The following is a 26,418-nucleotide window of genomic DNA, read 5'->3' on the forward strand; positions in this document are numbered from 1 at the left end:
TCGGGTAACGGCGGAGAATGGACGCGTGGTGGATCGGCTGAACAGGGCGCAGGCGCAGGCGCGGAACCGGGAGCGGGTGCTCGACGCCGCCCGAGCGGAGTTCCGCGACCAGGGGTACCGCGACGCCAAGATCGACGGGATCGCGGCGCGGGCCGGGCTGACCAGGGGCGCCGTCTACTCGAACTTCCCGGGGAAGCAGGCGCTCTACCTGGAGGTGCTCGCGGACCGGGCGGCCCGTGCGACCGGGTCGCCGATGGCCACCGTGGGGGACACGCTCCGGTCGGCGGTCGGTGGGTTCGCTCGGGCCTGGGTCGTCGACCCGGCCGTGTCGCCGCTGGTGTCGGAGATCATCGACGACCAGGCGGTGCTGCTGCCCTACGCACGGCTGTTGAAGTTGACCGGGTTGCTCCTGGCGGCGGCGATGGAGGAACTCGACCGGCCGCAGTCGCCGCCGGGCGCGCCACCCGCGCGTCGGGTGCGACAGGCCCAGGCGATCCTGACCGTGCTGCACGGCGCTTCCCACTTGGAAGCGTCCGGGTTCGTCGAGGCGTTCGACGTCGTCAGCGCGTGTGAGCAGTTGGCGGACCTGGCCATCAACGACTGGTGGGCCTACCCGTACAGCACGGCCGCCGCGCGGCAGGTGGATGAGCCTTGGCGGGCAACGGAAGCGGTCGACCTTGTCACCGGGGAAGCCGCGTCGATCGGGGACGGTGTGGTCGCGATCCTTGGCACCCACCGCGTGATGGCGGTGGAAGAGGTGCTGCGGTTGGGCCTACCCGCGACGGTTGTGGTGGTGACGAACCGGCCCGAGGAACTGCACCCGCTGGTCCGGTTGGTGGTCACGGAGGTCGCGGTGTGCCTGCGGCAGTCGTTCGCGGTTCTACCGGCGCTGCGGGTGGTGTGCGACAACTCGATCGCCGCGGCGGCCGGGCTGACCGCGGTGAGCGACGCGACCGAGGCGGCGGTGCGGGTGGCCGGTGGTCGGGTCGTGGTGCGGGCGGACGGTGTCGGCGCGTGCCACGCGGTGTGCGCGCCGGAGTTCGTGAATTCCTGACCCGGCGGCCCGGGTTCCGCCCGTGTGCTGACCCCGCGGAACCCGGACCGGTCACCGATCAGAGGGGCAGGGGCAGGCTGTGCACGAGGTTGCGGACGGTGTCGAGCAGGCCGGAAACGAGGCCGAGGACCGTGTCGAGAAGGCCACTCAACATGATGTGCTCCTTTGCTTCGACCCAATCGGAGCGGACAACTCCGACACCGTTGTTTGTACGGTTCGGACGGTGCCCACCGCGAGCATCTCCCCACTATGGAGTGACACTCGATCGAGTGGTTTTTGGGAATTCGACTTGCCCTCGATCGAGGGAAGCCACGCTCACCTGCGGTTTGTTTGAAACTGACAGATGCTCGATTGTGGAGTGTTCCAACCCGGCCGATACGTTGCGCGTCACGGAGTGCGGCTGTGTGGGTGAGCTGTTGCGCCTGTCGGGCCCGCCAGCCCGGACACCCGCAAGGTGACGTTCAGCCTGCCGGTCAGGCCGAGCGCCGGATCGGCCGTTCCGGGCAGGATCCGGGGCACGCCGTGGTAGGCCAGCCGGGACGGTCCACCGAAAACCACCAGGTCACCGGAGCCGAGTTCGACGTCCGTCCACGGTCGACCCCGGTGCTCGGTGTTGCCGAAGCGGAACTGGCCCGTGTCGCCGAGGCTGAAGGAGACCACCGGGTCCGGTGCGCGTTCGTCCTTGTCTTGGTGCAATCCCATCTTGGCCGCTGCGTCGTAGTAGTTCACCAGTGCAATGTCCGGGTGGTAGTTCACGTTGAATCCGGCCGCCGCGACCGCCGCGCGGCCAAGATCGCCCAGCCACTCCGGGAAGTCCAGCACTGGCGAGCCGTCGTCGAGGATCTTCGAGTACCGGTAGGGCACCCAGTCCCACCCCAGACAGACCATGCGAACCGACATGACACCGCCGTTCGGCAGGCGCAACCGGCGCATCTTGGGCGACCACTCCCGGCAGGCCGCGAGAAGTCGTTGTTGCGCGGGGAAGTCGAGCCAGTCCGGGATGTGCACCGCGCCGGGGGCGAGTTCCCGGCGAGGACGTGGGATCAGCTCCACGGCGCCTCCGATCTCTACTGTGGACTTAACCAGCGCAGCGCGCCGTCGAAGAAGCTCCACTCGGAGCCGTTAGCGCCAACGCCGCACATGCCGTCCACGTCGCCGACCAGCTCAGGCAAGTGCGGGCACGCCAACCCCGAGAACGCGATCGTTCGGTTGGGACGCCACTCTGGTTGGCTCACCAGTCGCCGCCCCATGCCTGCCCACGCTGTCGCGGAATCGGCGATGACCCACAGATCTGGGCTGCCACCGGCAAAGCGGCATGCTTGCCGTAGCCATGAGGCGGCCGTCGGCGGCCACGACACGACGGTGCCGATGGACCCGGACCACGCCGCTATGAACGCCGCTGCTGCGGCGGTCGATTCCGGATCACGACCGTGCCCGACGTTGACGAGCCCACCGCCACGGTGATGTGCCAACGCCACTACGCGTTCGTGATCCGGAATCCCCTGACCACGCCCTGACATCAGCCCGCCGGAGTGCAGATGTCGCACGGCGTGTACCCGGCGATTTCCGCCGCCGCGACACTGCGAAACCCCTTGGGGTCCTTCGCGTTCCGTGCCCTGGTGCAGGTCGGGTAACAGACGACACCGTCATAACCGACGTAGACGAACCGTGACTTGGCGAGTGTCAGCACCTCGTCCACATTGGTGTCTTCCGCGCGCAGCAACCGCTCCTTGAGCTCCGCGCCGAAGACGTACTGACCGAGTTGCCCATCAGAACGGGTGACGCGGTGGCACGGGATGAGCAGCGGCACCGGGTTGTTGCCGAGAGCGGTGCCAACGGCACGGACAGCCTTGGGTCGACCGATGGCACGTGCAACCCACGCATACGGACGGGTCTGGCCGGTCGGAATCTCCCTAGTCGCGGTCAACACGTCGCGCTCGAACGGTGTAAGAACGCGGAGGTCGACCGGAACGTCACGCGCACCTTGTCCCCGAAGGGCCTTCTGTAGTCCGACGGGTGCTGCGGATGTGCGCCGTAGCGGCCTCTGAAAGAGGTCGTGATAGCGCTGTTCGAACTGCTTGTCGTCGTCCTCCACTGACTCAACAGTGCGGATGTAGCTCACCCCCAGGTCGGTGAACGCCACGTACAGCTCACCGAGCGGGCCGTCGACCCGGGTCCAGTCGCCGAACAGCGCACCGGCCAGGTCGCGCGGCGGCGTCGCCACCAGGTTGCCCAGCTCGATGCTGAGCGGGTCGTCGAGGTAATCGCCGGTCATCGGGCCACCTCCTTCGCGTAGTGCTCGCGCAGCCGGGCCAGGCCGCGCGAGATGTGGGACCGGGTGGTCCCCTCCGGGACCCCCAGGACGGCGGCGATCTCGGCCACCGGCAACCCGACCACGTGCCGCAGCACCACGGCCGTCCGCTGGTGCTCCGGCAGTTCCGCCACCAACGCGGCCAGCTCGTCGCGGGTCTCACCGCGCTCGACAAGTTCCGCCACGCCCGGACCGGGCGCCGAGCGCTCCGGCAGGTCGGCCATCGGCACCGACGGTCGCCTGCTCGCCCCACGCAGGGCGTTGCGCCAGGTGTTGAGCAGGATGGTCAACAACCAGGCCCGCGGCTTCAGCGCGAGGATCCGGTCGCGGTCGTACTCGCGCAGCGCCCGGTAGGCCCGCAGGAAGCACTCGGCCGCGAGGTCCTCGGCATCCGCCCCGGTGACCCCGGTACCGCAGCGCAGGGCCACCGAGTACACCACCCGCTGGTACGCGCGGACCAGCTCGGCGAACCCGGTGTCGAGGTCGTCGACGAGCGCGGCCAGCAGGGCCGGGTCGGTCTCGGATCGGTCAGGCATACCCATGAGAACACCGCTCCGGTCGCGGCGTTGCACCCCGGTCACCCACACCCTGGTTTGCCACCCCGGCACATCAGCCGGGTGTCCGGGGCCGCCGCTCACCCGGCGGGTCGTCCCCCTTTCGAGTGTTAGTCGGCCTTCCGTGCCACGACGACGTCGCGCACGATGGCCTGGTCGACCCGGTGCGCGAACCCGAGGTAGGCCCCCTCGTCGAGCGGGGTCAGCCCGGCCGCGGCCAGCGCGTCGACCAGGGCGGTCCGGGGGATGACGTTGGTGTTCCAGGACAGCGCCATCGCTCCGCCGGGCCGCAGCAGCCGGGCCCAGCCGGTCGCGGCGGACTCGACGAGTTCGAGCGGACCGCGGTGCAGGCCGCCGTCCGCGCGGCTGCCGTGGTGGACGCCGTAGGGGGCATCGGCCACGATCACGTCGAAGGTGGCCGCCCGGTGGAACCTCGTCGCCTCGGTGGTGTCCGCGTTGACGAAGTCCAGGTTCAGCGCGTCCCCCGCCTTGTAGGACTCTTTGGACACCCCGACCGACACGGCCAACCGGCGCGCGATCACCTTGCCGTCCCGCCGGACCCGGGTGACCTCGGCGCTGTGCTTGAGCCGCTTGCGTTTCAGCCAGGTCTGGATGAACGTCGAGTACGCGTCGAAGTCCTTGCCGTCCACGTCGATACCGGCTACGTCGTAGCCGTACAAGAGGGCCTGGTTGAGCGTGGTTCCGCGACCGCACAGCGGGTCGAGGACGCGCAGCTTCCGGTCGAGCATCTCGCCCGCGGAATCCGATGACGCCACCGCCAGGTTGAGCATCAACTTCGTGAAGTGCTCGTTGGTCTTACCCGAGTACTTCAGGATGGTGACCAGGTCGTCATCGAACTTGTCCAGAGGCGTTAGCTCTACCGGCGCCAAGAGGTCGTCGCGCCTCTCGAAAAGGGCGTAGGCCGACGACAGATTCGCCAGGTGCTGGGTATCGCGCTCGGTAAGGCTGTCGGCTTCGAAACCCAGGTAGGGCACTCCGCCGATCCGGGTCGGCTCGATGCCGCCGATCCGGCCGCCCAGCAGCCGCTCGCCGAACACCGTCAGCTCGGCGGCCATCAGGTCCACCGACGAGTCGGCGTAGACGCGGTTCAGCGCGGGCCGCACGAGCAGCGCGTAGGTCGGCATGGGCTCCCGATCATCCGGATATCTCAAGGTCAGAGGCAGGGTACGGCCTGCGCGCACCGACAATTCGAGTCGTCCTTGACAATAAAAGTTGTCGGTGCGAAGGTAGGTCCATGTTCGACGTGGCGGTGATCGAGGACCCGGCGGCGGCCGAGGTCACGCTGGACCCGGTGCGGTCAGCCCTGCTGGCCGCGCTCGCGGAGCCCGGTTCGGCCAGTTCACTGGCCGCGGCGGTCGGGCTGCCGCGGCAGAAGGTGAACTACCACCTCCGTGCGCTGGAGAAGCACGGTCTGATCGAGCTCGTCGAAGAACGTCGGAAAGGCAACTGCACCGAGCGGGTGCTTCGCGCTACCGCGTCCTCTTACGTCATCTCGCCCGCTGCTCTCTCCGCAGTGGCGCCCGACCCCGCCAAGTCCCCAGACCAGTTGTCCGCGCGGTGGCTGCTGGCCCTTGCCGCCCGGTTGGTGCGCGAACTCGGCCAACTCATCGCGGGCGCGGCCGCCGCCAAACAGCGGTTGGCGACTTACGCCAGCGACTCCGAGATCACTTTCGCGACCGCGGCCGATCGCGCCGCGTTCGCGGGCGAGCTGCAGGAGGCGGTGGCGGACCTGGTCCGCAAGTACCACACCGAGAACGCGCCGAACGGCCGCAAGCACCGGTTCATCGTCGCGGTGCACCCCAGCCTCAAGTCCCCCGAGAACCCCTGAACAGGAGTCAGTCATGTCGAAGCAGTTCGAGATCCGCCGCGAGATCGTCGTCGAGGCCACCCCGGAGCAGGTGTTCGACGCGATCACCGTGAACAACGCGTCGTGGTTGTTCCCGGTGCCGTGGCCCTCACCGGATGGCGCCGTGGACGGGACCGGTAGCCGGGTCACCGCGTGGAACCCGCCGTACGAGGCATCCGTACGCGCCGAAGGGCCGGACGGGTGGTTCAACGCTCTTGAGCACATCATCGAAGCCCGCGACGGCGGCACTACCGTCGTCCGGTACGTGCACAGCGGCATCTTCACCGACGACTGGGACACCCAGTACGACGGCGCCGACAAACACACCGACTTCTACCTCCACTCCCTCGGTCAGTTCGTGAAGTACTTCCCGGGCCGCGCGTGCGCGTATGTCGCCGCGGACGGGCCTGCGGCGTCCAAGGAGGCCGGGTCGGTCGACGTGTTGCGCCGCGCCCTCGGCGTCACCGCTGTCGGCGACCGGGTGCGGGTGGAGGTGCCCGGCCTGGACCCGATCGAGGCCGAGGTCGACTACTTGGAAGGCCAGTTCGTCGGCCTGCGCTCCGGTGACGCGCTCTACCGCTTCTACTGCCGTGAGCCGTGGGGCGCGCCGGTTTCCCTGGCGCACCACCTGTTCGCCCAGCCCGCCGACGCGGACAAGACCGGCGAGGCCTGGCAGGACTGGCTCAACGGTGTGTTCGCCTGATCTGTGGCCGGTAATTGTTTGAGGTCGTAGGACCTGTAGAGCCTTTTGTCGTCGGAAACGCCCCGGGTGGTCCGCCCGGGGCGTTTCCGCGTCCTGCGCACAAGACCGGGCATGGACTTCGGTCCGGTGCGATGGCCTCGACAATGCTGGCAACAATTCGTCACGCTTGCCGTCGAAGTCATCGGTCGCGGTGCCGGCCGGACCGGCTGACGACGGCGTGCACCAGCAGCGCGGGCACGATGAGTCCTAGGACCACCTGCCAGATCGCGGCGGTGGTCACGGAATCCACAGGTTGCTCGCCCGGATCACCAGGGTCGGCGCACCCGGCTCGCCGGGGGTGGGCAGCGCGAGCAGGTCGTTGACCACCTCCACCAGGTCGGTGCCGTCCTTCATCCACACCACACCGTCGGCGACCAGGCGGTTCGCCAGCACGTGGTGCCGGTCGAAGACGAACACCGCGTCGGTGAAGTCGCGTTCGCTGTGCGTCGCGGCCACCCCGACCAGGTGGTCGTTCTCGGTCAGCAGGTGGAACCGCCAGTCGCGGTCGCGCAGCGCCACCAGGGCCGCGAGTTCGGGGAAGCGGCGCAGCGCGTCCTCGGTCGAGATGGGTTCGCGGGTACCGGTCATCGCCAACTCCGGGTCGTGTGATCTACAATCGGAAACTGAATACCGACAGTCTCGTGCCGATGAGCCGGGGCTCGCGACGGGTTTGCGATACCAGCATCAAGCGATTCATTCGCCTCACCCGGTTACCGAAAGTTGTCTCCGGGGCGGCAACAAAGGGGGAGATGATGGCCCGGACACCGAAAGCCATCGCACTGGGGCGGGCGCTGCGCCGGGAGCGCGACGCGCACGGCCTCACGCTCAACAAGCTCGCCACCGAGATCAACCGCGACACCCCGACCGTCTCCCGTTGGGAGAACGGCCAGCGCGTGCCCAAACCCGAACTGGTGGCCCGCATCCTCGCCACCCTCGGCGTCGACGGTGAGCGCCACGACCAACTGATGACCCTGGCCTACGACGTCGACCGTCCACAGTGGTTCGCCGGGACCGAGGCCGAACGCCGGGAACAGGTCGAGGCCTTCCTCGAGCTGGAACGGCGAGCGACCAGCATTGTGCAAGTTTCCCCTTTGGTCTTGCCGGGCCTGCTGCAGATACCGTCGGTCGTCCGCGACCTCACCATCGCCCGGGGCGGCACCGACGCGGCGGTCGAGGCCAAGTTGGACCGCCAACGTGTCCTCACTCGCTCTAGCCCCGCCAAGTTCACCGCCCTGATAGGCCTACCGTCGCTCTACCACCACATCGGCGGCGTCGGCGTTACCGTGCAACAGCTCGAACACCTCACAACCATGTCTCTTCGCTCGCACATAGAGGTACTGATAACCCCCGCCAACGTCGGTTGGCACCCGGGGCTCGAAGGCGGATTCACCCTCATCGAAACCACCCGCACGGGCCCGGTCGTGTTCATCCAAACCCGACTGGCCTCCCTCTGGCTGCACCGCACCGAGGACGTCGCGCGGTACCAACGGGATATCGGCGTCATCCGCCAACTCTCGTTGACCCGGGACAGCTCCTTGCGCCTCATCACGACGATGGCCCACCATCTCCGCTCAACCGAACAGATCCCCCGCGCGAGTTGAGCACCCGCCGACCGCGTGGCGGGTCCGGTTTTCGCCGCGCGGTCCGGCGGGCGGGACTCCCAGGAAACTGCCGGCTTTCTCGTAGGTCGGGCACAGCGGGGGTGTTGAGGATAGGCGGCTATGAGACGCGGATTGCTCGTTAACGGGCTCTTGGCTGTGGTCCTCGTGGGCTTGGGAGTCGGCGGGTACTTCCTGTTCTTCAACACCGGGTCGGAACCGGCGGCCGCCGCCACGGCGCGGACGGCGGCGGTGACGGCGCGGGACGTGTCCGAGACCGTGACCGCCTCCGGGACCGTGCAGAGCGGTTATAGCGGTTCGGCGTCCTTCGGGACCTCGGGGACCGTGGCGACGGTGAGCGTGAAGGTCGGGGACGTCGTCACCAAGGGCCAGACGCTGGGGACGCTGGACACCAGCCAGGCGAGGCTGCAGTTGACCATCGCGCAGAACAACCTGAACCAGGCCGTGACGAACCGCGATGACGCGGTGACCGCGGGCAAGGACACCGACCAGGTCGAGAACCAGGTCAACCAGGCGGTCCTGTCGCGCGACCAGGCGAAGGCGACCCTGGCGGCGATGACGCTGACCGCACCGGCCGACGGGACGATCACCGCGGTGAACGTCGCCGTCGGCGGCAAGGCGGGTTCGAGCGGCGGGTCCGGGTCCAGCTCTAGTTCGTCCTCGACCAGCACCACGACCACCACGTCCGGTGACTTCGTCATCACGGACCTGAAGAACCTGTCGCTGCGCGCGAACGTGGCCGAGAGCGATGTCAGCAAGCTCAAGGTTGGCCAAGCGGCGACCATCACCGTCAACGCGCTGCCCACGCAGCCCATCCAGGGCGCCGTTACCGCCATCGACTTGCTGCCCACGACGTCCAACAACGTTGTGCAGTACGGCACCACGGTGTCGTTGACCAACCCGCCCGCGAACCTGAAGCCGGGTCAATCCGCGAGCGTGACGGTTACCGTGGCCAGTGCCCAGGCTGCGCTGTCCGTGCCGTCTGCCGCGGTGCAGACCGTGGGCAACGTCAGCACCGTTACCGTCGTCGAGAACGGGCAGGACACGCGGCGCACGGTTGAACTCGGCGTGCGCGGTGACAGCTACGTGCAGATCACCTCGGGTCTTACCGAGAACGAGCAGGTGCTGTTGCCGCAGGTGGCCACCAGCACGCAGAGCAACAACCGCAACACCGGTGGGTTCGGCGGCGGCACAGGCGGGCTCGGTGGTGGCGGTACCGGCGGGTTCGGCAACGCGGGTACCCGGACCGGTGGCACCGGTGGCGGAACCGGGCCGGGCCGATGAGCGCCCCCGTCATCGAGGTCCGCGACCTGCGGAAGGTCTACGGCTCGGGTGACACCGCCGTGCACGCGCTCCGCGGGCTCGACCTGACCGTGGCCCGCGGTGAATACCTGGCCATCATGGGCACGTCCGGGTCCGGCAAGTCGACGCTGCTGAACATCCTGGGCTGCCTGGACGCGCCGAGTTCCGGCAACTACCTGCTCGACGGCATCGACACGGCCGAGTTCGGCGAGGCGCAGCTCGGGTTGCTGCGCAACCGCAAGATCGGGTTCGTGTTCCAGTCGTTCAACCTGATCCCGCGCACCACCGCGCTGGCCAACGTCGAGCTGCCGCTGGTCTACGCCGGTGTCCGGCGCAAGCAGCGCCGGGCCCGCGCGCTGGCCGCCCTGCAGATGGTCGGCTTGGTCGACCGGGCTGGCCACCGGCCCAACGAGCTCTCCGGCGGCCAGCAGCAGCGGGTGGCCATCGCCCGCGCCCTGGTCACCGCGCCCGCGATCGTGCTGGCCGACGAGCCGACCGGCAACCTGGACACGCGCAGCAGCGAGGACGTGATGGCGATCCTGGACCGGCTGCACGCCACCGGCCGCACCGTTGTCCTGATCACCCACGAGGACGACGTCGCCGCGCACGCCCAGCGGGTCGTGCGGGTCGTCGACGGCCGGATCGCCACGGGGGTGGCCGCATGAGGTTCGTCGAGGTCCTCGCGTTCGCCGTGCGCGGCGTGACCGCCAACAAGCTGCGGTCCGCGCTGACAACGCTCGGGATCATGATCGGTGTCGCGTCGGTCATCCTGCTCATCGCGGTGGGCAACGGCGCGTCCCAGTCGGTGCAGAACAGCATCGCTGGCCTGGGCACGAACGTGCTGACGATCTCCCCGCAGCGCGCCCAGGCCGGGTCGTCGACCAAGCCGCTGACCACGGCCGACGCGAAGGCGCTGGCCGACCCGACCGAGGCCCCCGCGGTGAAGTCGGCGTCCCCGGTGGTCTCGACGTCGGCCACGGCGGCGCACGCCGAGGTCAGCTACAGCATCTCCCAGTTCCTCGGCACCGACCCGGCCTACTTCTCCACCACGAACAGCTCCGTCGCCGAAGGCGCGCTGTTCTCCACCGACGACGTGACCCAGGGCCGCAAGGTCGTGGTCATCGGCGCGACGGTGGCGACCCAACTGTTCCCCACCGGCAACCCGGTCGGGGAGACCATCCTGGTCAACAACATCCCGTTCACCGTGGTCGGCGTGCTCGCGTCGAAGGGCTCCAACGGCCTGCAGGACGCCGACGACACGGCCGTGGCGCCGTTGACGACCGTGCAAAACGCCCTCACCGGGTACGGCAGCCTCAACCAGATCGTCGTGCAGGCCACCACCGCCGACACGCTCGACGCGGCGCAGGCCCAGGTCACGACGATCCTGGACGGCAGGCACAAGATCGGGTTCGGCCAGACGGCCGACTACCGGGTGCTCAGCCAACAGCAGTTGCTCACCGCCCGCACCGCCACCACCGACACGTTCACCGTGCTGCTGGCGTCGGTCGCGGCGATCTCGCTGCTGGTCGGCGGGATCGGCGTCACCAACATCATGCTGGTCACCGTCACCGAGCGGATCCGGGAGATCGGCATCCGCAAGGCGGTCGGCGCGCGCCGGTCGTCCATCCTCGGTCAGTTCCTGCTGGAGGCGACCATGCTCAGCCTCTTCGGCGGGGCGCTGGGCGTCGCGGCCGGGTTCATCGGCACCAGGTTCACCATCGCGGGCATCCAGCCGGTGATCGTGCCGTCGTCGGTGCTGCTGGCGTTCGCGGTGTCGGCGCTGATCGGCCTGTTCTTCGGCAGCTACCCGGCGAGCCGCGCCGCCGGGCTGCGACCCATCCAAGCATTGCGACACGAATAGGGGTTTGGTGTGACTACTCCAGGACAGGACCCGGAGAACGTGCTGGCGCAGCCGGTCGGCGGCGACATCGACAAGGACCTCAAGTCCGCGGGCAAGGGCGTCAGCAAGGTCACCATCGGTCTGGCCGTCTTCGTGCTCGTCGCGCTCGCCTTCGGTGGCGGCGCGCTCACCCACAAGGCGCTCGCGTCGTCCGACTCGTCGAACTCGACCGCCACCGCGGGCCGCAACCGGGCGGGTGCCGGTTACGGTGGGTTCGGTGCGGGCGGCTTCGGCGGCGGTTACGGTGTGCCGAACGGGCAGGGCGGGCAGGGCGGCGGCGCGGGTCGTGGCGGCACGGCGGGCACCATCGACCACGTGGACGGCTCCACCGTGTACGTGAAGACGCAGGACGGTAAGGTGGTCAAGGTGTCCACATCGGACTCCACGGTGGTCGACCTGACGAGCGTCGGCAAGCTCACCGACCTCGCCGCGGGCGACACCGTCCTGGTGCAGGGCCAGCAGGCGGCGGACGGCTCGGTGACCGCGCGCACGCTGACCCGCAGGCAGGCGGCGGGGTGACGCCCCGGGCGTCGCTGCTGGTCGTCGAGGACGACGACGGCATCCGCGACCTGCTCGCCACCAGCCTGCGCTTCGCCGGGTTCGACGTGCAGACCGCGGCGACCGGCACCGAGGCGCTGCGCCAGGCCGAGCGGTTGCGCCCGGACCTGCTGGTGCTGGACGTGATGCTGCCGGACCGGGACGGTTTCGACGTGCTGCGCAGGCTCCGCGCGGGCGGCCACGGGGTGCCGGTGCTGTTCCTGACCGCCCGCGACGCCAACCAGGACAAGGTGACCGGGCTGACCATCGGCGGCGACGACTACGTCACCAAACCGTTCAGCCTGGAGGAGGTCATCGCCAGGGTGACCGCGATCCTGCGCCGCACCCGGCCCGCGGGCGACCAGCCGGAGCGGCTGAGCGTGGCCGACCTGGAGTTGGAGGTGGACAGCCACGTGGTGCGCAAGGCGGGCAAGGCGGTGGAGTTGTCGCCGACCGAGTTCAAGCTGCTGCACTACCTGCTGCGCAACGCGGGGCGGGTCGTGTCGAAGGCGCAGATCCTCGACCAGGTGTGGAACTACGACTTCAACGGCGAGGCCGGGGTGGTCGAGTCCTACATCTCCTACCTCCGGCGCAAGATCGACGACGGGGAGACCCGGCTGATCCACACCGTGCGCGGCTTCGGCTACGTGCTGCGGGCCCCGTGACCGCGGTACCCCAACCGCCGCCGCGCCGTTCCCGGTTCGCCAGGGTCAGGGACGCTTTCGGGCGGCTGCCGCTGCGGGTGCACCTGGTCCTGGTGGTCGTGGTGCTGGCGGCGGCGGGCCTGCTCGGCACGTGGGTGATCGGCGCGCAGGTGATGCAGAACTACCTGCTCGGCCAGATCGACACGAGGTTGGACCGGCTCAACGGGTCGGCGCAGCGGCAGATCATCACCGGCGTCGACCTGACCCGGGGCCGGGGGTTCCTGTCCGCGCAGCCGGAGGTCGTGCTGCTGCGTCACCCGGACGGGTCGTCGGTCGAATTGGGGCCGCGCCGGGAGAGCACCCTGCGGCCCGCGCTGCCCGGGTTCGGGGCGGGCGACCCGGGCGGGTATCAGACCGTGGACTCGGACGGGGACACGAGTCCGCGGTGGCGGGTGCTGATCCGGTCGTTGGGGGATGACGAACTCATCGTCGCCACCAGCCAGGCCGACGTGGACAACGCTGTCGGCGATCTTAGGCGCACGTTCCTGTTGATCAGTCTTGGCGCGGTGGTGCTTCTTGCCGCCACCGGGTACGCGTTGGTGCGAAGCAGCCTGCGGCCGTTGGAAGAGGTGGAGACAACGGCCGAGGTTATCGCGGCGGGTGACTTGTCCCGACGGGTTCTTGTTCGACGTCCGGGTAGTGAAGTCGGACGGTTGGCGGTCTCGTTGAACGCCATGCTCGGTCAGATCGAACAGGCCTTCCACGAACGCGCGCGCTCGGAAGAGGCTGCCCGGGTGTCCGAAGGGCGGATGCGTCGGTTCGTCGCCGATGCCAGCCACGAGCTACGCACGCCTCTTACGTCGATCCGCGGGTACGCCGAGTTGTACCGCCAAGGCGCTGTTACCGATGTCGGTGAGGTCATGTCCCGCATCGAAGGACAGGCCGAACGGATGAGTGCGCTGGTGGCGGACTTGTTGTTGTTGGCGAGCCTGGATCGTCAGCGCCCGTTGGAGTTGGCACCGCTGGACCTTGCCGTCATCGCTGTCGACGCTGTTCACGAGGCACGAGTCGTCGAGCCCGAGAGAACCGTCGCGCTCCGCCTGGACTTGAACGGTGAGCCCGCGATGGTGCTCGGTGACACCCAACGACTGCGGCAAGTCGCGTCGAACCTGGTCGGCAATGCCCTGCGCCACACAGAAGGCGCGGTGGAGGTCCGGGTCCGGCTGGCCAACCAGAACGTGGTGTTCGAGGTTGTCGACGAAGGGCCGGGGCTGACGCCGGAACAGGCCGAGCGGGTGTTCGAGCGGTTCTACCGGGTGGACCCGTCGCGTACGCAGGAAAGTGGCGGTACCGGCCTCGGTTTGGCCATCGTGAACGCCTTGGTCACCGCGCACGGCGGGTCGGTGCAGGTGCGGTCGGACTCGGTCAAGGGCACGACGTTCTCGGTGATCCTGCCTCGCCTGATCGACTAGTACGCCCGCAGGTCGCTGGGATTGATGCTTGCCCACAACGGTTTGGTGAAGTCCAGGGTCGCCACCGTTGTCGGGGGGAGGTCGGCGAAGACGGTGTTGTCGAGGTGAACGCGGGTTGTGTGAGCGTGTTGCTCGACCCCGGTAACCGATGCCCGCCAGGTATTCGGGGCGGTTGACTCGACAGGGCTAAGAGAGACTGACACGGGCGAGAACGCCACGTGGACTTGACCTTGGGCGGGCGCGGCGAGCGTAAGATGGTTGCCGTTGTCCAAGATGACTGCGGTGCCGTTGGCGTTGCCGTGCAACAGGTTCAGGCCGACCAGGTGTGCGATGTAGTCGGTGCGGGGGTGTTGGGCGACATCGCGGGGGCTGCCGGTTTGAGTGACCTTGCCGTCTTCGAGGATGACGAGGCGGTCGGCCAACACCATGGCGTCCAAGGGGTCGTGGGTGACCAAGACAGTGTGGCCGGGGAAGTCGCGCAGATGGCGGGCGAGCTCCGTGCGGACTCGGTGGCGAGTGGCGGCGTCCAGGGCGGCGAGGGGTTCGTCGAGGAGGAGGACGTCCGGGGTGGTGGCAAGAGCGCGGGCGAGCGCGACTCGTTGGGCTTGACCGCCGGAGAGAGAGCGCGGGCGTGAAAGGGCGTACTCGGCAACGCCCACGGTGAGCAGCCAGGTAAGAGCCGTGGAGCGGGCTTCTGAGCGGGATGTGCCACGTGCTCTTAGTCCAAATGCGACGTTCTCGAGAACTGACATGTGGTCGAACAGCAGGTAGTCCTGGAACATGACCCCTACCGTGCGGCGCTGTGGCGCCAGGAAGGTGCGTGGGGGTTGATCCCACGGTTGATCGCCCAGGCGGATGTGGCCGTCGCGCAAGGGGAGTAGTCCCGCCAACGTGCGGAGTGCGGTGGTTTTACCGGCACCGTTGGGGCCGAGCAGGGCGACGACCTCGCCGGGGTTAACGGTTAGCGGTAGGTCCAGACCGGCGCGGTCGACTTGAAGGAGAGCGTCCAGGGTCATCCGGCCACCCACCGCTCGCGAAGGCTCGCCAGGACGGCGACGGAAACCGTGAGGAGGACGACGCTCAGCACGATGGCGGCCTGCGGGTCGGACTCCAGCGCCAGGTACACGGCCAGCGGCATGGTTGTCGTCTTGCCGGGGAAGTTGCCCGCGAAGGTGATGGTCGCGCCGAACTCGCCGAGGGCGCGGGCCCAACACAGCACCGTGCCCGCGACCACGCCCGGCATGACCGACGGCAGGGTGACCCGGCGGAAGGTGAGCCACCGGGACGCGCCCAGGGTCGCCGCCGCCTCTTCCAGGCGGTGGTCGGCGGCCCGGAGCGCGCCCTCGACGGAGATCACCAGGAACGGCATCGCCACGAACGCCTCGGCGACGACGACCCCGGCGGTGGTGAACGGCAGCGATATCCCGAACCAGCCGTCCAACAACTCACCGACCGGTCCACGTCGACCTAAGACCAACAGGAGCGCGACACCGCCAACCACCGGCGGTAGGACCAACGGGACCGTCACCAGAGCACGGATGAACCGGCGCCCGGGAAGGTCACCGCGAGCGAGAAGCCATGCCAGCGGTACTCCGAGCACCACACACACGACCGTCGCCACGCTCGCGCATACCAACGACAACTGAAGGGCCTCGCCGACCTCGGCGCTGAACAACCGCGACGGTAGGTCCGCCCACTGCGTGCGTGCGAGCAGACCAACGAGCGGTACCAGCAGGAAGGCGAGGCCCACGACGGCGGGCAGCACAAGAGCGACCGGCAGCCGCCCCTTGCTCACCCGCCGTTTGTTCACGGAGCCGAGAACCCCGCCGCGGCGAGCACGGCCTTGCCCTTGTCGGACAGCACGTAGTCGACGAACGCCTGCGCGCCCGGCGCGTTCGGCGCCTTCTTCAACGTCGCGATCGGGTAGTCGTTGATCGCCTTGGCGGCCTCGGGGAAGTCGATGCCCTCCACGTCGGCGCCCGCGGCCTTCACGTCCGTCTTGTACACCAGCGCCGCGTCGACCTCGCCGAGCCGCACCTTCGTCAACGCCGCCTTCACGTCTTGCTCCAGCGTGTCCGGCGCGGCCGTGATCCCGGCCGCCGCGAACGCCTTCTTCGCCGCCGCCCCGCACGGCACCTGCTCCGCGCACAACGCGATCTTGCGGTTGGCGTCGGCGAAGTCGGCCAGCTTGGTGACCTTGCCCGGGTTGCCCTTCGGGACCGCGATCTCCAGCTCGTTCTTGACGAACGTGACCGGCGACACCGCGTCGGTCACCTGCTGCATGTTCGCGGGCGCGGCCGAGGCGAACACGTCGGCGGGCGCACCCTGGTTGATCTGCTGGGCCAACGCGGAGCTGCCCGCGAAGTTGAAGGTGACCGTCACCCCCGGGTTCGCCGCCTCGAAGTCCTTCTTGATCGTGCCGAACGCCTCGGTGAGCGAGGCGGCGGCGAACACGGCGACCTGGCCGGTGACCTTCGGCGGCGCGCTGCTGGACGGCGCACCGGGGGTGCTGGTGTCGGAACAGCCCGCTAAGGCGAGGGCCGCCACGAGCGCGACGGCGGTGAGGCGGAGCATTCGGACCTCCGGTCTGGGGACTTTTTGGGCGCCCGAACCGCGGATTCGGCGCGATACGCAGTCTAGCCACGCGGATGCGGATGCCGTGCCCGCCACTGTTGCTCAGCGTGACCGCCCGATCGAGCACAGCCGCCACCGGGCCTGCGGATTCCCTCGCCCCACACGCACGACGACGCTGAACCTCCCACCGAGCCGGGAGGACACCATGGCCAGCGAGTTCCAACGCGCCAAAGTAACCGCCGTTTTCGCCGCGATGGACCACGACCACGACAACGTCCTCACCGAGGCCGACTTCACCGCCCTCGCCGACCGCTGGTCCCACATCAGCACCGACTTCCCCAACCACGCCCACCTCACCGCGGTCCTCCTCGCCTGGTGGGACACCCTCCGCGACGCCGCAGGCACCGACAAGGTCACCATCGACGACGTCCTCCTCGTCGTCGACCACCTCGACCGCGCCGCCGTCACCGAAACCGCCACCACCATGTTCGACACCATCGACGAAAACCACGACGGCCGCATCACCCCCACCGAACACCAACGCCTCATCGACGCCTGGAACGGCCAACCAACCCCAACCACCTTCACCCGCCTAGCCCCAACAACGACGGCTGGCTCTCACGAACAGAGTTCATCACCCTCTGGACCCAATTCTGGACAGGCGACGACCCCTCAGCCCCCGGCACCTGGATGTTCGGCCCCTTGAACCCGAACTACTAGCCCCCCACCCCCACCCCGGGCAATAGGCCGCCACCCCACCCCTTACAAGCCGCCCACACCAGCCGCACACTGAGGTAGACGAAAGCACCCCCTGCCCCCGCGCGCCTCGCAAGCCGCCCACCCCCAACTACCCCCCTGGGCGAAGAAGCCCACCACCAGCACCACGCACCCCGAAACCCCCAGCCCCATCGACGAAGCGCACCCCCGCCCCGTGCGCCTCGAACCCGCCGACACCAACCGCCAACCGCCAACCAAGCGAAGAAGCATCGCGACCAACTCGCACCGCGCGCCTCGGGACCCGCCGACACCAACCGCCCGTTGGGGTGGACTTGTTTTGTGTGGGGGGACGGTGACCGCGAAGCTGGCTGGCGGGTAAGGCCACGCTTTCCAGTGGCCCCGCCTTTTAGCCTTACCGTGCGGTTGCCGTAGGGGCCCCACACAAAACAAGTTCACCCCAGCGGGCGCAGCCGCGTCATCTGGCGCCCGAGGCCGGCGTCGCCGCCAGGCGACCAGGCCGAACCCCGAGGCGCAGCCGAGGCCCAGAGCCCCCTCACACCAAGATCAACCGACAACAAAGCCCCCGAATACACAGCCTAAACAGACCCACCGACAAGATCCGCCAGCCGCCCACAAACAAGATCAACCCGCCCCAAAGCCCCCAAATGCACAGCCTAACCAAGCCCACCGACAAGATCGCCCAGCCGACCAACAACCATGATCAACCTGAACATGAGCCCCTGAATACACAGCCTAGCCAGCACCACCGACAATCCCAGACAGCCCTCAAACAGCCACCCGAGCCACATACCCCGCCGCCAGTACCGCCACCGTAGCCGGTGGAGTCACCACATCCACCACCTCAGGCACCCGCACCCGATCCGTGTACCCCGCAAAGCCCCACCGATGCATCCCCGCCCCCACAACCACCCAAAATCCGCCGTCATAGACCACAAAGGCACCCGTAGGCGGATTCGACATGGCAACGGTCACTCGCCGCCCGTCAACCAGGGCACGTTCACGTGCCAATACCGCGTCCATCTCGTCAGCCGCAGGCGCCCCCGCCCACAAGCTCCGATAACGCTGATAATCCCCCCACCGGCATTCCGCACAAGGCCGATGCCCTGCCGCCAGCGCCACAGCTTCGTCCAGGAAGAACAGCTCCGTGTAACGCCCAGGCGTCATGAGTGGCCGCCGTCGACCACGGAACTCGAGTTCACAGGTGATCCACCGACGGACCTGGGACCGGCGAACAATCACCCCCGACGCGTTGTGCAGAACGCCCCGGTTGCCAAGCAGGGTGCCGCGGAACGGAGTCGCAGTGAGATCGCCCGCCGGGTCCACTCGGTTCTGTCGAGGCACACCGGCACGTTACTCGCCACGGGTCGCGTGGGAGCGGTACTCGTGGATCTCGTCGGCGCGGATTAAACCGTCCTCGATGGCGCGGGCGAGCAGCGCCGTCTTTGTCGGGGCCGGGCGGCCTTGCTTGGCGTACTTGACCCGGGCGCGGTCGATGTACTGGCGGACCGTGGCCTCGCTCAGGCCCATCCGGCGGGCGACCGAGGCCTTCGACATCGACTGGAACCACAGCAGCAGCGCGGTCCGTTCCTGGGCCGACAGGTGTGGCGCGCGTTCGTCGGCGAGGAGGGCACCTGCCACCGACGGGGTCACGTAGGGGCGGTCGGTGGCGACGGCGACGATGGTGTCGACGCAGTGGCCGCGGGCCTCGTGCTTGGACAGGAACGCCGAGGCGCCCGCGTCCAGCACGGACAGGATGGTCTCCGGGTCGTCCATGGCCGAGTAGACGACCACCCGGCGGCCCGCGGTGCACAGCTCGGCCACCCGGTCGGTGACCACGGTGTCGCCCAGGTGCAGGTCGAGCAGGATGACGTCGGCGTCGCCGCCGGGGCCCGCGAGCACCGCGTCCAGGTCGTCGCCGCTGGCCACCACCTCGGCGCGGGTCTCCGGGTCGGCGGTGATCCAGGTGGTCACCCCGTCCACCACCACCGGGTGGTCCTCCACGATCGCCACCGTCACCGGTCGGTCCTCAGCCATCCGCCCCTCCAATCGCCACCCTGGTCTCCAACCACAGCCCGTCCTCGTCGCGGTCCTGGGTGAGCCGGACGGCCGGGTGCTCGGCCACCCGCACGTCCGGCGCGTCCGCCACCACCGCGACCGCCACCTCGTCCGGGCTCGCCACCACCGTGACCCGTGCCGTGCCGCGGGCCGCGCTCAACACCACGATCGGCGCCTCGGTCAACGCGCGCCGCAGGTCGACGGGGAGTTCCGGGACGGTACCGACCACCGACAGCGACACGACCACACCGCGCCGCTCGGCCACGTCGGCGCCCGCGCGCAACTCGTGCAGCAGCGGGTCCGGCACGTCGTCGGTCTCCGCCATCAGCCTGCGCAGCCGGGCGGCGCCCGCGGCGTGCCGGTGCCGGACCACCGGGTCGGCCGGGTCCGCGCCCGCCGCCAGCTCACCCAGCAGTTCGGCGGTACTGCGGTGCAGCTCGTAGTAGCGGCGGGTTCGGTCGGCGGCCACCGCTTCCGCCGCCGCGCGGCGGGCGGTCGCCTGGGCGCGGGCCGCGGAGCTGCGGGCCGCCCACCCGGCGGCGACCCCCAGGCCGTGCGCGCCGACGCTGTAGCCGAGCTGCAGGGTGAACGCGCCGAGCAGCACCATGATCGCCCGGGACACCTGCAGGTCGCTCGACGCGCCGACCAGGACCATGCCCACCACCAGCAGCGCCGTGTCGGCCAGCACGAACGCGACCAGGTGCGCCGCGCGGTGCCGCCAGAACAGGATGACCGCCAGCCAGCCCACCGAGCCCCACGCCCAGTTCGCGGGCAGCAGGATCGTCTCGTCCGGGGCGGCGACCACCAGCAGCACGTCGATCGCCAGGGTCAGCACCGCCAGCGGCCACGCCAATGCCCGGGGACCGTCGCGCAGCAGGAGCACGCTGCCCGCGACCCCGACCAGCAGGTACAGCAGCCAGCCTGCCAGCACCGCCCACTGTCTACTATAGACAGACCAGTCGGCGGCGGTGACCGGCAGGTCGTGGCCGAGGTGCCAGAACGCGGCGATCACCACGGCGGCGATGGTGGCGCCCCTGGCGTACCGCTCCGCGACCAGCACGGTGGGTTCGGTGCTCATCCGGGCCACCTCAGCGTGATGGTGGTGCCCGCCGAGGTGGAGGTGATGGTGGCGTCACCTTCGACGGCGCGCATACGACCGATGATGCCCTCGCGGACCCCGTAGCGGTATAGGGGAACAGTGCCCGGGTCGAACCCGGACCCGCTGTCGGACACCACGACGACGACGGAAGCGCAATCCCCCTGCTGTTCCAGTCGGGCGGTGGACACACCCGCGTGTCGAGCCACGTTCGTCAACGCCTCCGCGGCGGCGTCGGCGAACGCGACCGCGACGCGTACGGGCACCTTGCACGGCACCAGATCCGTCTCCACTGTCACGACAGCTTTGTCAGCGACCGCTCGCAATTGGTGTCGTAGGTCTACGGTCGTGTCCGGCTCACCTGGCTCGGCCATCCCCTCGATGACGGCTAGGTCCTCGGCCGCTCGTGTTCGTAGGGCCGGTGAGGTGGCGGTAATACCGTGGGTGCCGATAGTGGTCAGCGTGGCCAGCACCGTGTCGTGCAACTTGCGGTTGTGCGCGCGCTCATCGGCCCGCCGCGCCCGCATGACCTCGGCGGTGCGCTCGGTCTCGCGCAGGTCGGCCAGCGCGGTGTCGGCCAGGGTCGCGGCGTTGCGCAGCAGCGTCATCAAGGCGGCGGTCGCGGCGACCTGGATCAGGTGGATGCCCAGGGTGTCCCACGGTGCCGCCGACCAGGCGCCGACCAGGTGCGCGGCCGCGACCAGCAGCCCGGCGGGCACCGCCACCCCGGGTCGCCACACGAAGTTGGCCAGCACGATGGTCATCGAGGTCAGGCCGTCGATCCAGCTCAACCCGCCGGACAGCAGCGGCGGCGACACCAGGTGCGGCTGCAGCAGGCACAACGCGGTGGTCAACGCCATGTCGACCACCAGCAGCCAGCCGCGCAGCCCGCGCACCAGCGCCACCCACGCGAACACCGCCGACCACACCAGGCTCACCGACGCCGCGGGCACCACCCACCCCAGGGTCACCGGGGGCGCCGCGCCTGCCACCGCCGCCACCCCGCCCGCGACCGCGGTCACCCCGCGCATCGCCGGACCGATCCAGGCGAGTAGCCGGTTCATCGCCGCCTGCGCGTCCTCGGTCACCGCCACGCCCCTGTGATCGAACCGGACACGCGAGTCGTTTCGCCATGTCCGTTGAACGGCTGTCAGTCGAACAAGTGTCGTTCGCCGCCCGCCGGTGGCGGCTGTACTGGGTGCCATGGAGTCCCATCTCCCAGGAGGCACACCGTGGTCGTCACCGGCCTGGAACCACTGATCATCGCCAAGATCGCCGCCGTCATCAAGGGGGCGGCCATCGCGTCCGCCCACCACGGCGCCCTGGTCTCGCTCGCCCAGCACTTCGTCGCGGTCGCGCACTCGTCCGGCATCGTCGCCGGGTTGCAGTGGCTGATCGCCGCACTGGAGGGGGTCGGCTTCGTCGCGGGCCTCGTCGCGCTGTTGGAAGGACTGCTGGAAGCCATCGAGACCGGGGAGCCGCGCAAGGTCATCGTGCGCGCCATGGAGGCCATCGAGGCCGCCGCGGGCCGGTGATCCGACCTGGCGGGCTGCTGCTGAACCGGCTCAGTTCAGCAGCAGCCTGCCGATCCGCTTGGACGTGCCGTACAGGCCGACCGCCGTGAGCGCCACCAGGTAGGCGGCGTGACCGAGCATGGCGGTGCCGAGCACGCCGGTCGAGAACCCGCGGGCCAGTTCGACCCCGTGGTAGAGCGGCGAGAGCTCGGCGACCCAGCGCAGCGGCAGCGGGTAGACGTCGATCGAGTAGAACGTGCCGGAGAACAGGAACATCGGCACGACCAGCAGGTGGATGTACTCGAACTGGGCCGACGACCGCAACAGCGTCGCGCACACCATGCCCACCGCGGCGAACGCCATGGACACCACCAGCGCCACCGGCACCAGCAGCAACGCCCACGGCGTGGTGACCAGGCCCAGCACGGCCATCACCGCGAAGAACGCGACCGCGTACAGTCCACTTCGGAGCACCGTCCAGGACAGCTCGCCGATGGCGACGTCGTAGGTGCCCAGCGGGGTGGCCAGCACCGAGTCGTACAGGCCGTCGAAGCGGAGCTTGTAGAACATGCTCATCGTCTCCGACACGGCGCCGTTCATCGCCGAGGCCACCAGCAGCGCGGGCGCCACGTAGGCGGCGTACTCGAGCCGCAGACCGCCCGGTCCGGTGACGGCCGGGACCAGCGCGCCGAAACCGATCTTGAAGGCGAGCACGTAGAACAGCGGCTCGAAGACGCCGGACAGCAACACCACCCAGGCCCGCGCGTACAGCAGAGCGGACCGCTCGACCAGCCGCCGGGCCAGGCCGACGTAACTGCCCGACGGCAGCACCCGCTGCAACACCGCGGTCCGCCGCGGGTTATCCACAATGGACAGCACGGGCACCTCAGACCACCAGCCTGCGTTGGAAGGCGCGGCGGCCGAGCGCGATCCCGACCACCAGCAGGGCCACCAGGACCGCGAGGTGGCCGAGCGCGGGCCACCAGCGCAGCCCGCCGAGCGCGGCACCGCGGACGAGTTCGTTGCCGTGCCACAGCGGCGAGATCCACGCCAGCGGCCGCACGGGGAGCGGCAACCGCTCGACGGGGAAGAACGTGCCCGCGAACAACGTCATCGGCATCACCACGAACCGGTTGACCGCCGCGAACACGTGACCGTCGCCCTTGGTCGTCGCCGCGAACGCCATCACCGGCGCGGCGCACGCCACTCCCGCGAGGATCGCGATCGGTGGCACCAGCAGCGCGCCCGCGCTCGTCCAACCACCGGCGACGGCGGCGACCACCAGGTAGACGGCAGCGCCGAAGGTGAGCCGCAACGCGATCCACACCAGCTCCGCGCCGAACAACTGCCCCGAGGACACCGGCGACGACGCGACCGCCCAGTAGTCCTGCTTCCACTTGAACCCGGACAGCACGGGCAGACCCGCCTCGGTGACCCCCACCGTGATCAGACCGCTGACCAGGATCGTCGGCGCCACATAGGCCAGGTACGGCACACCGTCGGTCAGCGGCCCCGGGCGCACCTGCGAACCGAACCCGATCCCCATGGCCGCCAGGAACAACACCGGCTGCAGGCCCGACGCGAGCAGGCTCGCCGTCCAGTGCCGCCGGTACCACGTCCACCGGCCCTCCACCCGCAGCCACACCGCGCGCCAGGCCCCCACCACGGAGCCGGTCGCCGCCGCGGTCGGCCGGTCGAGTGTCGCGGTCATCAGTCCACCAGGGTGCGGCCGGTCAACCGGAGGAACACGTCCTCCAGCGACGAGCGGCGCACCAGGGTCGAGATCGGACGCACGCCCCGGTCGTGCGCGCGGGTGGTCGCCGCGTCACCGTCCTCGGTGTAGAGCAGCAACCGGTCCGGCAGCACCTCGACCCGCTCGGCCAGATCGCGCACCTTGTCCACCGCCGCGTGCTGGTCGCCAGGGGGGAACCGCAGCTCCAACACCTCGCGGGTGGCGTACCGGGTGATCAGCTCGGCGGGCGAGCCCTCCGCGACGATCTTGCCGCCGTCCATCACCACCAGCCGGTCGCACAACTGCTCGGCCTCGTCCATGTAGTGGGTGGTGATGATCAGCGTCACGCCGCGCTGCTTGAGCTGGAACAGCTTTTCCCACAGCAGGTGCCGCGCCTGCGGGTCCAACCCGGTGGTCGGCTCGTCGAGCAGCAGCACCTCCGGGTCGTTGACCAGGGCGCGGGCGATGGTCAGCCTGCGCTTCATGCCACCGGACAGCGGCTGCACGTCGTGGTCGGCGCGGTCGGTCAGCCGGGCGAACTCCATCAGCTCGACCGCCTTCGCCCTGACCTCCTTGCGGGTCAACCCGAAGTAGCGGCCGTACACCTGCAGGTTCTGCCGGACGGTCAGCTCCAGGTCCAGGTTGTCCTGCTGCGGCACCACGCCGATCCTGGCCCGGATCGCCGGGCCCTTGCGGTCCGGGTCCATGCCCAGCACCCGCAGCTCGCCGCCGCTGCGCGGCGACATGCAGGAAACCATGCGCATTGTGGACGACTTGCCTGCGCCGTTCGGGCCAAGGAAGCCGAACGCCTCACCCCGGCGCACCTGGAAGTCGATGCCGCGCACCGCCTCGAAATCGGCGAACCGCTTCACCAGGCCCGTGCCGGAGATGATGGCCTCGTCCGATCGCACGCGCGCACCCCCGTTGGCTTGTCCCCCTTGACGACCCTACCAGCGGACACCGGGCGTCGCGAGGGTCGGTGACTCACCCACCTGCATCGGACGGTGTACGACAGTGACGGCGTCCGAGTCCGACCGCGCGGCGAACCCCTAGATCCACAAAGGATGTCCACTGTGGACGGTGTTCCTGGGCACCCCCACCCACACGGGTGATCTGCGGTTATCGGAGGCGAACATCTGTTCGATGCTGGGCTAGGGTTGCCGCATGTACGACAACCGCCCCCCGGACATGGCAGTCCGTTACCGCGTGAGCAACGTCGGTGAGCGCGTCGCCATCCTGCCCGCCACCTGCAAGACCGGTGCCCACTCGCTGGCGCGGGTCGGCTACCGCGCGCAGGCGAGCGAACGGGACGGCGTGGTTCGCGTCTCCTGCAACGCCTGCAACGAGAACGTGGACGTCGACCACTTCTGGGCGCTGACCCTCGCCGGGTCGCCGCCCGCCCGGGTCGAGCTCGACGACACGCCGTACGCGGACGTGCTGCCGGTGATGGTGGAGCCGCGCGACAGACCAGCTCGGCAGGGGTGGTAGCCGTGTTGGGCGTCTCCACCTTCCTGGGAGTCCTTTGTGGACTTGTGTTGGTCGTGTTCGTCGCGCGGCGAGCGGCCGGATCAGTACCGGTCGACGTCCGGCAGGTCCAGGTCGTACCAGGGCAGGTGCGGGTCGCCCGCCCTGACGGGGAGCAGGAAGCGTTCGGCCTCGGTATCCGCCAACACGTAGGGCTGGAGGTGTTCGGCGAAGCGGTCGCGGATGGCGGTGGACCTGGGGTGGTAGTCGCGGCGGTTGAGTTGGCGGAGCACGGCGGCCTCGGGCTGCAGCATCATCAGGATGTGCGTGTCCACGCCGTGGGAGTAGCGGGAGTTGGTGTGGGGATAGCAGGGGGAGAAGACGCTGATGAAGGTCTCCTCGGACTCCAGGACCAGGAACCAGTCGGGCGAGGCGGCGGCCTTGGGGTCGAACGACCCCGACTGGGTGAGGGTGCGGCAGAGGTACTCGACGAGGCGGCGGAGCACGGCCGCGGTGTCGTCGAGGGTGCCGCCGAACTCGCTCACCGGGAAGGCGTAGACGTAGCCGTCGAGGTACTCGCGGTCCTGGGCTCGGGTGAACGCGCGGACGGTCGGGAGGGACGCGGCCATGTTCTCGGTGAACGACCGCGCCGGGTCGTAGGTCGGGGCGCCCCACAGCACCGACCGCTGGGCGAAGGGGCAGTACGTCGCGCGCTGGATGGGGCGCATCAGGGCCACGGCCTCGGCGGTGGCGGGGTCGAAGGCGCGCGCGGCCGCGGGTTCGGTGAAGGCGGCCAGGTATTCGGTCAACCGGTCGTTCAGGGTGTCCGCCGAGGGGAAGGCGCGGAGGGCGGCGGTGATCAGACGGGGGAGCGAGACGTGCAGGGACACGATGTAAGGGTCACTGCCCTGGAGGGCGTCGGCGGAGTCGTAGAAGTCCAGGGTGCGGGCGACCGGGCGCAGCGCCTGGGCCAGTTCCGGGCGCAGGTCGGCGGTGGGCAGGCCGCGGAACTCGTCGTCGATGGTGATGCCCGCGTCCTGGAACGACTGGTTGAGCACCAGGCCGTACCGGTTGGCGATGGTGAGCGCGGCGACGAGGACACCGAGCGGGTCGGGCACGCCCACCCGCGAGACGAGGTGGGCGTGCGCCGACGCCGGGCGCCAGGGTTCACCGATGTCTTCCACCATGCGGGCGACGGCGGACTGGAGGACCTGGATCTTCACAGCCGGACTCCTCGTGGGGA

29 protein-coding genes are annotated in these 26,418 nt (G+C 69.4%); 13 read left to right on the forward strand and 16 right to left on the reverse strand.

From position 1 onward, the window contains the following. Window positions 1-28 precede the first annotated feature (28 nt). Window positions 29-1,054, forward strand: a complete 1,026-nt coding sequence (locus tag H504_RS0109205; RefSeq protein ID WP_026422553.1) for a TetR/AcrR family transcriptional regulator — start codon at window positions 29-31, stop codon at window positions 1,052-1,054. A 387-nt stretch (window positions 1,055-1,441) separates the two neighbouring features. Here the strand turns inward: H504_RS0109205 and H504_RS34050 are convergent, their stop codons facing one another. From H504_RS34050 to H504_RS0109230, 5 genes are all read right to left on the reverse strand, one after another. Continuing rightward, window positions 1,442-2,107: an alpha-ketoglutarate-dependent dioxygenase AlkB family protein gene (locus tag H504_RS34050; RefSeq protein WP_051385652.1), complete on the reverse strand. Its 666-nt coding sequence runs from the start codon at window positions 2,105-2,107 to the stop codon at window positions 1,442-1,444. Window positions 2,108-2,121: 14 nt separating this feature from the next. Continuing rightward, window positions 2,122-2,289 (reverse strand): hypothetical protein, encoded by a 168-nt coding sequence (locus H504_RS42965; RefSeq protein ID WP_245614137.1) that lies wholly within the window; start codon window positions 2,287-2,289, stop codon window positions 2,122-2,124. A 284-nt stretch (window positions 2,290-2,573) separates the two neighbouring features. After that, window positions 2,574-3,329, reverse strand: a complete 756-nt coding sequence (locus tag H504_RS0109220) for a methylated-DNA--[protein]-cysteine S-methyltransferase (protein WP_035303789.1) — start codon at window positions 3,327-3,329, stop codon at window positions 2,574-2,576. Continuing rightward, window positions 3,326-3,901, reverse strand: a complete 576-nt coding sequence (locus tag H504_RS0109225; protein WP_026422555.1) for an RNA polymerase sigma factor — start codon at window positions 3,899-3,901, stop codon at window positions 3,326-3,328. The genes H504_RS0109220 and H504_RS0109225 overlap by 4 nt, the downstream gene beginning before the upstream one ends. Window positions 3,902-4,029: 128 nt before the next feature. Continuing rightward, a complete protein-coding gene (locus tag H504_RS0109230; protein ID WP_026422556.1) occupies window positions 4,030-5,064 on the reverse strand; it encodes a TRM11 family SAM-dependent methyltransferase in 1,035 nt (344 codons plus the stop codon). 110 nt (window positions 5,065-5,174) lie between these two features. On the opposite strand from H504_RS0109230, the gene H504_RS0109235 reads away from it, so the two are divergent. Together H504_RS0109235 and H504_RS0109240 are read left to right on the forward strand one after the other, a co-directional pair. Next, on the forward strand, window positions 5,175-5,768 hold the full coding sequence (locus tag H504_RS0109235) for an ArsR/SmtB family transcription factor (protein WP_026422557.1): 594 nt from the start codon (window positions 5,175-5,177) through the stop codon (window positions 5,766-5,768). 13 nt (window positions 5,769-5,781) lie between these two features. Next, complete coding sequence (locus H504_RS0109240) at window positions 5,782-6,489, forward strand: SRPBCC family protein (RefSeq protein ID WP_026422558.1); 708 nt, start codon at window positions 5,782-5,784, stop codon at window positions 6,487-6,489. A gap of 276 nt (window positions 6,490-6,765) precedes the next feature. Here the strand turns inward: H504_RS0109240 and H504_RS0109250 are convergent, their stop codons facing one another. Beyond that, window positions 6,766-7,116 (reverse strand): hypothetical protein, encoded by a 351-nt coding sequence (locus tag H504_RS0109250; RefSeq protein ID WP_026422559.1) that lies wholly within the window; start codon window positions 7,114-7,116, stop codon window positions 6,766-6,768. 164 nt (window positions 7,117-7,280) lie between these two features. Between H504_RS0109250 and H504_RS34055 the strand changes: the two genes are divergently transcribed. From H504_RS34055 to H504_RS0109285, 7 genes are all read left to right on the forward strand, one after another. Continuing rightward, the gene (locus tag H504_RS34055) at window positions 7,281-8,129 is read left to right on the forward strand and encodes a helix-turn-helix domain-containing protein (RefSeq protein ID WP_051385653.1); all 849 of its coding nucleotides are present in this window, start codon (window positions 7,281-7,283) and stop codon (window positions 8,127-8,129) included. Between the two features lie 120 nt (window positions 8,130-8,249). Continuing rightward, the gene (locus H504_RS0109260) at window positions 8,250-9,431 is read left to right on the forward strand and encodes an efflux RND transporter periplasmic adaptor subunit (RefSeq protein WP_026422560.1); all 1,182 of its coding nucleotides are present in this window, start codon (window positions 8,250-8,252) and stop codon (window positions 9,429-9,431) included. After that, complete coding sequence (locus H504_RS0109265; RefSeq protein WP_026422561.1) at window positions 9,428-10,114, forward strand: ABC transporter ATP-binding protein; 687 nt, start codon at window positions 9,428-9,430, stop codon at window positions 10,112-10,114. Before H504_RS0109260 ends, H504_RS0109265 begins: the two co-directional genes overlap by 4 nt. Next, on the forward strand, window positions 10,111-11,310 hold the full coding sequence (locus tag H504_RS0109270; RefSeq protein WP_026422562.1) for an ABC transporter permease: 1,200 nt from the start codon (window positions 10,111-10,113) through the stop codon (window positions 11,308-11,310). The genes H504_RS0109265 and H504_RS0109270 overlap by 4 nt, the downstream gene beginning before the upstream one ends. A 9-nt stretch (window positions 11,311-11,319) precedes the next feature. Then, a complete protein-coding gene (locus tag H504_RS0109275; protein ID WP_026422563.1) occupies window positions 11,320-11,868 on the forward strand; it encodes a DUF5666 domain-containing protein in 549 nt (182 codons plus the stop codon). Further along, on the forward strand, window positions 11,865-12,551 hold the full coding sequence (locus tag H504_RS0109280) for a response regulator transcription factor (RefSeq protein ID WP_026422564.1): 687 nt from the start codon (window positions 11,865-11,867) through the stop codon (window positions 12,549-12,551). The genes H504_RS0109275 and H504_RS0109280 overlap by 4 nt, the downstream gene beginning before the upstream one ends. Then, window positions 12,548-14,002, forward strand: a complete 1,455-nt coding sequence (locus tag H504_RS0109285; RefSeq protein ID WP_245614139.1) for a sensor histidine kinase — start codon at window positions 12,548-12,550, stop codon at window positions 14,000-14,002. Before H504_RS0109280 ends, H504_RS0109285 begins: the two co-directional genes overlap by 4 nt. On the opposite strand, the gene H504_RS0109290 is transcribed toward H504_RS0109285, so the two are convergent. Genes H504_RS0109290 through modA form a run of 3 tightly spaced genes read right to left on the reverse strand, consistent with a single transcriptional unit; the run spans window position 13,999 to window position 16,576 of the window. Next, entirely contained in the window at window positions 13,999-15,018 is a 1,020-nt protein-coding gene (locus H504_RS0109290) for an ABC transporter ATP-binding protein (RefSeq protein WP_026422566.1), read from the reverse strand. The two genes, H504_RS0109285 and H504_RS0109290, sit on opposite strands and share 4 nt — an antisense overlap. After that, entirely contained in the window at window positions 15,015-15,797 is a 783-nt protein-coding gene (modB, locus tag H504_RS0109295) for a molybdate ABC transporter permease subunit (RefSeq protein WP_245614141.1), read from the reverse strand. Before modB ends, H504_RS0109290 begins: the two co-directional genes overlap by 4 nt. A gap of 11 nt (window positions 15,798-15,808) precedes the next feature. Continuing rightward, window positions 15,809-16,576 carry a molybdate ABC transporter substrate-binding protein gene (modA, locus tag H504_RS0109300; protein WP_026422568.1) on the reverse strand — a complete coding sequence of 256 codons (768 nt, stop codon included), beginning with the start codon at window positions 16,574-16,576 and terminating at the stop codon, window positions 15,809-15,811. 205 nt (window positions 16,577-16,781) lie between these two features. Here modA and H504_RS34060 point away from each other — a divergent pair, with 205 nt between their 5' ends. After that, window positions 16,782-17,282: an EF-hand domain-containing protein gene (locus tag H504_RS34060; RefSeq protein WP_342668764.1), complete on the forward strand. Its 501-nt coding sequence runs from the start codon at window positions 16,782-16,784 to the stop codon at window positions 17,280-17,282. 1,382 nt (window positions 17,283-18,664) lie between these two features. Here the strand turns inward: H504_RS34060 and H504_RS0109315 are convergent. The 3 genes from H504_RS0109315 to H504_RS34070 are packed head-to-tail and all read right to left on the reverse strand — an operon-like array spanning window position 18,665 to window position 21,553. Beyond that, a complete protein-coding gene (locus H504_RS0109315; protein ID WP_026422569.1) occupies window positions 18,665-19,348 on the reverse strand; it encodes a response regulator transcription factor in 684 nt (227 codons plus the stop codon). Then, entirely contained in the window at window positions 19,341-20,447 is a 1,107-nt protein-coding gene (locus tag H504_RS34065; RefSeq protein WP_051385654.1) for a hypothetical protein, read from the reverse strand. The genes H504_RS0109315 and H504_RS34065 overlap by 8 nt, the downstream gene beginning before the upstream one ends. After that, window positions 20,444-21,553 (reverse strand): sensor histidine kinase, encoded by a 1,110-nt coding sequence (locus H504_RS34070; protein ID WP_157440305.1) that lies wholly within the window; start codon window positions 21,551-21,553, stop codon window positions 20,444-20,446. Before H504_RS34070 ends, H504_RS34065 begins: the two co-directional genes overlap by 4 nt. A gap of 144 nt (window positions 21,554-21,697) precedes the next feature. Here H504_RS34070 and H504_RS0109330 point away from each other — a divergent pair, with 144 nt between their 5' ends. Further along, window positions 21,698-22,000: a hypothetical protein gene (locus H504_RS0109330; protein ID WP_026422570.1), complete on the forward strand. Its 303-nt coding sequence runs from the start codon at window positions 21,698-21,700 to the stop codon at window positions 21,998-22,000. Window positions 22,001-22,030: 30 nt separating this feature from the next. On the opposite strand, the gene H504_RS0109335 is transcribed toward H504_RS0109330, so the two are convergent. Genes H504_RS0109335 through H504_RS0109345 form a run of 3 tightly spaced genes read right to left on the reverse strand, consistent with a single transcriptional unit; the run spans window position 22,031 to window position 24,622 of the window. Next, window positions 22,031-22,858 (reverse strand): ABC transporter permease, encoded by an 828-nt coding sequence (locus H504_RS0109335; protein ID WP_035303822.1) that lies wholly within the window; start codon window positions 22,856-22,858, stop codon window positions 22,031-22,033. Window positions 22,859-22,865: 7 nt separating this feature from the next. Beyond that, the gene (locus H504_RS0109340; protein ID WP_026422572.1) at window positions 22,866-23,690 is read right to left on the reverse strand and encodes an ABC transporter permease; all 825 of its coding nucleotides are present in this window, start codon (window positions 23,688-23,690) and stop codon (window positions 22,866-22,868) included. Beyond that, the gene (locus H504_RS0109345) at window positions 23,690-24,622 is read right to left on the reverse strand and encodes an ABC transporter ATP-binding protein (RefSeq protein WP_035303793.1); all 933 of its coding nucleotides are present in this window, start codon (window positions 24,620-24,622) and stop codon (window positions 23,690-23,692) included. The genes H504_RS0109340 and H504_RS0109345 overlap by 1 nt, the downstream gene beginning before the upstream one ends. A gap of 253 nt (window positions 24,623-24,875) precedes the next feature. On the opposite strand from H504_RS0109345, the gene H504_RS0109350 reads away from it, so the two are divergent. Further along, the gene (locus H504_RS0109350) at window positions 24,876-25,199 is read left to right on the forward strand and encodes a hypothetical protein (protein WP_026422574.1); all 324 of its coding nucleotides are present in this window, start codon (window positions 24,876-24,878) and stop codon (window positions 25,197-25,199) included. Between the two features lie 80 nt (window positions 25,200-25,279). Here the strand turns inward: H504_RS0109350 and H504_RS0109355 are convergent, their stop codons facing one another. Next, window positions 25,280-26,398, reverse strand: coding sequence for a hypothetical protein (locus H504_RS0109355; protein WP_026422575.1), 1,119 nt, complete (start codon window positions 26,396-26,398; stop codon window positions 25,280-25,282). Between the last annotated feature and the right edge of the window lie 20 nt (window positions 26,399-26,418).

It is taken from the genome of Actinokineospora inagensis DSM 44258, from assembly GCF_000482865.1.
Classification (GTDB): domain Bacteria; phylum Actinomycetota; class Actinomycetes; order Mycobacteriales; family Pseudonocardiaceae; genus Actinokineospora; species Actinokineospora inagensis.